We start from the raw sequence: 7,684 nt of genomic DNA, 5'->3' as shown, positions 1-7,684 counted from the left end.
ACGCGGGTGTAGTACGCGGCTGAGCCACCGCCAGCCGACTGATAGTCGGGCAGGTCTTTGGTGGTTTCGTTGATCGTGAAATCCAGCTTGGAGCAGTTGCCGACGTCGGCAAGGATGCCGACGCCCACCAAGGCCAGATACACGGTGCCCTTGCCGACAAAACTCGATTTGCGTTGTTGCTGTGCCATTTGCTGTGCTCCTGGTTGATTGATTGGTTAATGAGTCGAGCGGTTGAAAACAACCGTGCTGAAGCTGTCCTGCCACCACAGCACGCCATTGGTAAGGTCTTGCAGCTGGCCGCCAGTGAAGTTGATTGGCTCGGCAACACCAGCCGGCTGCCAGCCGTAGAGCGCCTGCATCACCGATGGGCGAACTGCATTCAGGTCGACCAAGGCAGCCGCGCCAGCCGCGTCGCGCACATTGCTGATCGCAATCACCACCGCGAAATGCACCAGGAGCTTTTGCACGGTTCCAGGTGGCATTGAACTGGGTTGCGGCTGCTCTCCGAGCGGCAACACAAAAGCTGCCGGGTACTGATGCCTCGCCAGCTTGTCAGCGGCGGCGAAGTCAGCGGCCGCGCCAATGTGCTTCAGCAGCGGGCAGCGTGTTTTCAGCTGGTCTTTGATGGCGTCGATCAGCATCAGAAGTCCGCCAGTTGTTGATGGCCGAACACCCGCGCCGACGTGATCACGCTGACGCCAGAAGGATCAGCCGACGCTGCCTGGCCGGTTGCCACACCCAGTTGTACCGATCCGCTTCCGATACTTTTGAGCAAGCCGACTGCGTCGACATAGCGCTGACGCACGGGATCAGTGACGCGATTGCCATAGAGCTGATACAGGGCAAGGTCACAGGCCACGCGCTGCACGATGGCGGGCACCGTGGCCAGCGGCAGGGTGTAGCGACCGGCCAAGTAGCCATTGATCTCGGCGTCGGCATCGCCCAGGGCACGATTAACCGCCACCGCGTCGATCTGGCCGACGTTGTTGCGGTCGGTGAGCTGCAGCAGCTCATCGGCGCCGAAGCGGTCGATCAAGTCTTGCTGGGTGGCGTAGTTCATGCTCAGGCAGCCTCGGCGGCAGCCAAGTCGATCAAAGCCTTGGCTTGCTTGGCCGTCAGGTCGGCGATTTGCTCGCCGGCCTCGTAGCGCTCCCCATCGTGCTCGATGGCGACCAAGGCAATCACGGTGACGGTTTTGCCTGCATCGGCGCTGGTCTTGTCTGCAGTGGCAGACGCTTGTTTGGTGGTGGCCATAGTTCTCTCCTTGGTTTAGGCGACGTTTTGGAAGAGGAAGCCAACCGAGTTGTCGGCGATCACTTCCAGCACCGACTCGCCGACCCGGACGCGCACGCCGCCACGCAGGCCGACCTTGGGCTCAGGTAAGTCGCCGGCAATGCGTTCGCCAAACTGGGCGGTAAATCCGAAAGTCGGCTGATCGGCGTCGGCCGCGTCCTGGCTGATGTAGAGCAGCGAGGCATGCTTGCCCCATACGCGGCTCATGGTCGGGTTTTGACCACGGCGGGCGGTGTTGACAAAGCCAGCACCGACCACCACCTGCTTGATTTCGAGCAGATCAGCCAATTGCTGGCGGCCAATCGAGCCACCGTTCTGCGCGGTGCCATAGATGGCCTGCACTAGCTTTGGGTGCTGCCGGAGCACGGTCCAGGCAGCCTGGCCGATGGCGAGGGTGTTGGGCCGGAACAGCGGCTGATCCAGCGCATTCAGCAGCGCGGACAAGGGGTTGCTGTTGGCATAGTCTGACCACTGACTGGTACCGGAAAGCGTGCTTTGCAGACCCGCTTGATAGGTGGTCGGATTGAAAACGATATTGGCGACGCGGATTTCGCGGTCGAGCTGGATCAGGCCAGTGAGCAGGCTGGTGGACTTTGCCAGCGGGCTGACCGGGCCACCGACAGGTGGCTTGGGCATCGCCTGCCAGGCTTCGACTTCATCGTTTGGCACGATGTCATCCAAGCCCCAATCGACACACTCGGCTTGCACCAGAGTGCCTCCGAAATCGACCATGGTCGGCTCGGATTTGCGACCGACACGGGTAGCCGGTACGGTGTAAGCGTCAGCTTGGTTGTACTTGGTGTAGGCAAACTTCTTGGCGCCCTTGTAGATACGTGGCATGACCAAGTCGGCGATCAGATCGACGTCGCGGTTCTTGTAGCCGATGGCAATCGCCGACAGTTCCGGGTTGACGGGAAAGGCTGTTGTAGACATGCAGGTCTCCTGGGGTGGATTGGCAAGGCAGGTGGGTTAGCCCTGCATGTAGCCTGGTGAGAGCAGGACGCGGAACAGATCGCCGGCAGCGCTTGCCGCCTCAATGGCAAATCCGACAATGCGGTTATTGGCACCAGCAGCCGGAGCGGCAGTGACGCCGCGCCCCACGGCATCAGCGGTGACTGGTGCGCCTTGAGCCACAGCGGCGCCCGCTTCGATGTAAACCATGCCTTCGAGGTACACATCGCAGCGCTCATTCGCTGCCGGACTAACGTCCGAGCAAACGCCGATCAGGTTGTCGGTGGCGGCGGCGCCCAGCACAACGGTTTCGGCAGCGCTGAACTTGACGATGCGGTAGGCATTGATGGCCCCGCCTGCGGTGTAGTTTTTGACGAATGAGGGATTGCTCATGGGTTTCTCCTGTTGGGCTGCAGCGTTTAGGACTGCTGGCTGATACGCTGGACCGCTTCCGCGAATGAGATATCGGAGCCTTCGCTCTTTAATCGCGTCTGCAGGGCAGCGGCCTTCGCGGCAATTTGCTGCGGGCTGTTGTCTACTTCAGCTGCTCTTCCGCCAGCCACTTCGCCAAACTCGACGCGCCTCGGCAGATTCGACAGGAAGGACCTGATAAAGGTGGTTTGCGGCTGACTGACCCGTTCGTCACCCTCACCGAACTCCAGCACGTCGTCTGGCAGCGCTTGCATAAAGGCCAACAAACCTGGCATCTCGGCCGGGAGCACGCGACCGTCTTTCACCAGGCCGCCAAGGAACTCACCGAATTCGGCGGCCTGGGCAGCTTTTTTCGAGGCGGCAAACTGCCGCTTGAGTGCTTCGTTTTCGGCGCGCAGGGCGTCGGCTTCTTCCTGAGTCACGGTTGGCTCCTGTTGGGTAGGTGTGGCGGGGTCGGCAAAGGTGGGCTGAGTGTTTTCGTCGCTGGCATCAGGCTGAGCAGCGGCAGATTCAAGGCTGGACACGTCCCAGGCTGCGATCACCTTGTCGGCCTCTTCCAGACCGAACTTGCCGATGAACCAATCACGCAGGGATCGCCACAGGCGGGCGTTGGTTATGTCGTCCCAGTCGGCGAATACGACCATGTCGTCCGATTCACCGAACTCGACTTGCTTCAAACCCTTGACGGCAGGCGGCTGGGCACCCAGGAAACCGACATGGCGCAAGTAGTAGACGCCTGGCACCGGATTGGTCGGCGCATTGGGCGGATAGAAGGCGGCAGAGATTTTCTTGTAGCGGCCAGCATCGACCAGCTCGGCAAATGCCGCATCCACCTGGGTCGGCTCGGCCTGCAGTCCGCTTGCGTCGGCGGACAGCGATTTAACCCAGCCGTAGGCGGGCGCATCCGCAGCCGGATGGCCGATCACAATCGGCGCTTCATGCAGGGCCGGGTCATAAGCAGCAGCGCTGGCAGCCAGATCGGCTTCGCTGAACTGCAGCGTCTGGCCTGACATGGCGGTCTGGCGACCGGCTTTGAAGATGTGGAGTGGTTTCGCGTTCATGCCGGCCATAATCGGCCGTCGCGCGAGGCGGGATAATGTGAAGCGGTTCTAAACTAGCCCGAGGCAGACGTCAGCTTGGATTTAATGATGCCCAAGATGGCATCACTGGCGACTAGCAGAAGTTGCCCGTCTGGTGTTACGGGAAGAAAAGGGCGAGGTGGAAGACGAACGTTGCGTCCGCGACCCGCCTGCCCACCCAGCTGCTGAATAGCGGCATACACCACATTGCTACCGATACTGGCTGTTTTGGCATCTGCATGGGTCTGGATACTGCTGGCAAGACGGCCGGACACTTGCAGCATCATGCCTGGCCACGACCCAGCCTTGGTACGACGCTTGATGGTACTTGCGGCCAGCGGCACCCAGCGTGGCCGCCCCTGGTGCGCAAAGTTGATTTCTGTCTGGCTGAGCAATTCGGCCGCAATGGATCGCATGACGGGCGTCATGTCGCTGAAAGTGGATTTCAGACGAGCCAGGGCAGCTTGCAGCTGCTCGTCGCTTACGTGGATTTCAATATGGGATGGCATAGATCAAAGCCTTCTGAAATGGCCTATACTGCAAATCGCTCATCGTGTGAGGGCTAGGCTGCCCCCTATTCTCCATACCCGCACGGGGCGCCGACGACAGGGCAGGAGCGTCGGTTTTACTTTTTCTGGCGCTGATAAAGCAGGTAGGTACCTCGCTGTCGGTCGATGTAGTCTTGTGCGCTGGCAAAGCCCAGCTGTTTCACGGTTGCATCGTCAATCTGGAAAACGGTAATACCTGACCACCCACCCCCGCCTTCTTCAAATACCGCCAGCCCTGGCGTGTTACTGCCTGCCACCTCAAATAACTTGATATAGCGCCGACGTAATACCCATGGCTGACTTTTTACCTGTTGCCAGGCCAGCCATATTTCATCGGGTTCCTTGATCGCGTGAGCCAACAATGGCAGCCATGCGCCACGTCCATTCTTATCGCTTTTCCATGAACCATCCGCCTTCTGGAACAAGGCTTCATTGATCATCAACGGCTCACCCTTAACATCAAAGAAGGTCACGGGCCGGCCGATGCTGGTGCCAAATTCCGAGAGAAACGCGCTGACGTAGTCTTGGCGGGGCAAGCCATCCGGCAGCAAGGCACTGGCTGGCACCACAGTCGGCGCAGGCAGGTCCGGCAGTGGCATGCCCTGTGGAAATGTTTGTGGCAGGCTATCGAGCGGCGGCGGGGTGAAGGGCTTGCGCCATTGCAGTGGCGAGCTATTGAAGCCGGTATCGGGCGCAAAGGTGATCGGCCTGCCGTCTCGGCCAGCAATGCGAATGCCATTTACCGTGGCTATCTTGACCTCGCCAGTGCGCTTATTGGCAGGTAGCTCGCGTTCCAGGGATATGACCTGATCGGCACTGCTGCTTGGCTCAAGCCCGAGCGCCTTCAGCGTGGCATCCGAGGTCGGCGAGACCCGGCAGCGGCAGTTGTAGCCATTGGGCGGGAAAGCCCACTCCCAAATCGGATCGTCCCAGCGATAGACGCGGTTGTTCATGGCGGCGTGACTGGGGCGGGTGCGACCATCCAGCACGGCAACGTAGCGCCACCAGGGGTGAGTGTCGGTACTCTCCAACATCGACTGCATGCGGCCGGCCATATAGGCGCTCTGCAGGTTGGTCTGGTAGATGGTCTTCAGACGTCGCGGGCTGCCCATCTGCACCACCTCGGCCTCGCCATCGCTATCGACGACGATCTGCTTTCCCCACCAGCCCTTGGCTTGCAATGTCGGCACCAGACCATCCTGAAACTGCTTGAGGGTTTGGCCTTCACTTAGCGCGGAATCCAGCGCATTGCGGATGTCCTGCAGCACATCCAGATTCATGACCTTGGCGACGGTGAAGGCACGCTGGTGAGCGTCGTCCAGCGCCTCATGCCAATCCCAGGTGAGCAGGTGGCCCTTGTTTTGCAGATAGGCCATTGCTTGCTCGGGCGGCATGCCAAAGATGGCAGCCAGTCTGGTATCAAGCACGCTCGGCCTCCGCGCTTAACCTGCCCCAGACCGTGGCGGCAAACAGGAGTTGGGTGAGCTTTTCCGTCAAGGTGGATTCGTCAGCGCCGGGCAGCGCCTCGGCGAGCAGGCCGAGCAGCTCGGCTTCGTCGCGGCCGGTCTGGATTGCCTTGATCACTGGCGCCAGCACGGCGACAGCCTGCGCCTGCAGGTCGAGCGCATTGATGGCGGTATCCAGTGCGGTCTGGTCAGCGAACTGGGCAGGGTCGTGTTCGCCAAACTCGGGCGCGTCAAGCGGGCTAGGTGGCGCCGCTGCTTCACCAGGTTGCGGTGCAGGCGGACGAGGCGCTTCCTGCCAGCCTTCGCCGTAGGTTTCGTTGATGTATTGCAAGGTGGGCCTGAAACCCATGCCAGCGATGGCGGCATCGCGGTCGGCGCGCATCTTCAGATCTTCTGGCTCGCCACAGTCGCGCCGGACACGCGGCGGATTGGCGCCGGGAAAGTTCAGCTCGGTCAGCCAGGTGCATAGCGTTGCGTTCAGGGTATCCGACAGCAAATCCGCATCGGCCTTGGTCAACTCCAGACGTACTTCATTGTGGGTGCGGCTGGCGGCGAAGCTACCACCACTCTTGCCCATGCTGGTCGATAGCGTTTCACCCAGGACCGCTTTTGATATCTCTTCATCCATGTAGCGGCACAGGGTCTCGTAGGTGTTGATGGAGCCTGAGCGCGCCGCTTCCAGGAATTCGATGACCATGCCTTCGGGGATGATCACGCCGGTATCGTTCGCCAAGGCGGCAATCGCGGCCAACAGCTTGTCCTGGTCGCTGGGCGTGGTACCGGGAGGATACTTGCCGACAGCGGTCGGCGAGCCGAATTTGTCGGCGAAGGTGAGCCAGAACTGGATGCCCTGGCGCTTGAAGAACACCGGCCAGAACAGACGAGTGCCCAGGCCAAGGCCGTAAGGGTTGCTGTCTTTGTCACCGAAGCGGTGGATGATGAACTTGCGCTCCGGCACCGGCTCGCCGATCAGCATATTGCTGCGGGTCAGCAGCCTTGGCCGCTCGTCCACGTCAAAGGCAAAGCGGCGCTGGTCTCGCGCCTTGACCCGGTCCAGCTTGATCTGGCCAGCGTCGATCTTCCACATGATCTCGCCCACCGCGTAACCCTTGAGGATGGCGTCGAGCTGGTCCATGCAGATTTTGTCGAAGTTGATGGCAGCCAGCTGTTCACGCACAAAGTCGGCTGCCTTTTTATCGGCGCGGGATGGCGTTGCCGGGTCGACAACCACCGGCCGCGCAATCAGCGCCAGCTTGCGCTTTTGCAGCACGCTGAAGGCATGACAGTCGCGCTCGATCTCGTCGTATATCTTGAGACCCTTGCCGCCGCCGCGTGTTTGCAGGGTGTCGTCGCTGGGGCGCAGCAGGTTGTTGAACGGGATCAGGAACGGGTTCTTGTCGACCGTGGCAATTTCCTGATTAAGTGGTTCGGGCAGTTTGTCGGTCATTATGAAATTCCCGCGATTTGGCGGCTTGCGCCAGTGCAGACGGCGCAATATCCGTCCACAAGGTATTTGGCGGCGTGGCGGGCTTTATAAATCGCTTTGCCACGCATTATTGGAAGTAGTCCGAGAGTGAATGCGTGGTACGGTGGTTGCCCAACGACTGGAACTCCATGTCGGCTACTTCCTGACGGCTGGCGTAGTGGCCCAACACGATGGCCACTCCGGCATCGCCATGGCGTTTGCTACCTGATTCGCCGGTGCTGCGCTTGTCGGGCAAACGGGGCACGCCGCGGATCAGCTCGAAGGCACGAAGGTCATCTCGAATGTCGTTGTCGCGGGGCAGACCGTCGAGCGTGCCGTCTTCCAGGGCGGCCTTAACCGGCGCCATATTCTCGCGGTACCAGGTTTCGCTGAGCATCACTTGGTGAATACGTGAGGCGCCATAACGCTGCATGGCGACTTCGGCCAGAT

Annotated in this window: 10 protein-coding genes and 1 pseudogene; all 11 read right to left on the bottom strand. The window is 60.6% G+C overall.

Annotated features, from left to right (window positions below; genetic code table 11):
• A partial coding sequence (locus ACE3OH_RS16735; protein WP_374355567.1) for a hypothetical protein occupies positions 1-188 on the bottom strand: 188 nt, incomplete at its 3' end.
• Positions 189-215: 27 nt separating this feature from the next.
• Positions 216-641, bottom strand: a complete 426-nt coding sequence (locus ACE3OH_RS16730; RefSeq protein WP_374355564.1) for a hypothetical protein — start codon at positions 639-641, stop codon at positions 216-218.
• Entirely contained in the window at positions 641-1,060 is a 420-nt protein-coding gene (locus ACE3OH_RS16725; RefSeq protein ID WP_374355561.1) for a gp436 family protein, read from the bottom strand. Before ACE3OH_RS16725 ends, ACE3OH_RS16730 begins: the two co-directional genes overlap by 1 nt.
• A gap of 2 nt (positions 1,061-1,062) precedes the next feature.
• Entirely contained in the window at positions 1,063-1,254 is a 192-nt protein-coding gene (locus tag ACE3OH_RS16720) for a hypothetical protein (RefSeq protein ID WP_374355558.1), read from the bottom strand.
• A 15-nt stretch (positions 1,255-1,269) separates the two neighbouring features.
• Positions 1,270-2,226, bottom strand: coding sequence for a hypothetical protein (locus ACE3OH_RS16715; protein ID WP_374355555.1), 957 nt, complete (start codon positions 2,224-2,226; stop codon positions 1,270-1,272).
• 36 nt (positions 2,227-2,262) lie between these two features.
• Positions 2,263-2,637 carry a DUF2190 family protein gene (locus ACE3OH_RS16710; protein ID WP_374355552.1) on the bottom strand — a complete coding sequence of 125 codons (375 nt, stop codon included), beginning with the start codon at positions 2,635-2,637 and terminating at the stop codon, positions 2,263-2,265.
• A gap of 26 nt (positions 2,638-2,663) precedes the next feature.
• Positions 2,664-3,737: a peptidase gene (locus ACE3OH_RS16705; protein ID WP_374355549.1), complete on the bottom strand. Its 1,074-nt coding sequence runs from the start codon at positions 3,735-3,737 to the stop codon at positions 2,664-2,666.
• A 53-nt stretch (positions 3,738-3,790) separates the two neighbouring features.
• On the bottom strand, positions 3,791-4,264 hold the full coding sequence (locus ACE3OH_RS16700; protein WP_374355546.1) for a phage virion morphogenesis protein: 474 nt from the start codon (positions 4,262-4,264) through the stop codon (positions 3,791-3,793).
• A gap of 116 nt (positions 4,265-4,380) precedes the next feature.
• Positions 4,381-5,730 carry a PBECR2 nuclease fold domain-containing protein gene (locus tag ACE3OH_RS16695; RefSeq protein WP_374355543.1) on the bottom strand — a complete coding sequence of 450 codons (1,350 nt, stop codon included), beginning with the start codon at positions 5,728-5,730 and terminating at the stop codon, positions 4,381-4,383.
• A complete protein-coding gene (locus ACE3OH_RS16690; RefSeq protein WP_374355540.1) occupies positions 5,723-7,216 on the bottom strand; it encodes a DUF935 domain-containing protein in 1,494 nt (497 codons plus the stop codon). The genes ACE3OH_RS16695 and ACE3OH_RS16690 overlap by 8 nt, the downstream gene beginning before the upstream one ends.
• Positions 7,217-7,322: 106 nt before the next feature.
• Positions 7,323-7,684 (bottom strand): annotated as a pseudogene (locus ACE3OH_RS16685) (hypothetical protein); the annotation flags it as partial.

This window comes from Chitinimonas sp. (assembly GCF_041904975.1).
Classification (GTDB): Bacteria; Pseudomonadota; Gammaproteobacteria; order Burkholderiales; family Chitinimonadaceae; genus Chitinimonas.
Note: the sequence above shows the minus strand (reverse complement) of the source record. Positions and strands in the feature narration are given on the sequence as shown.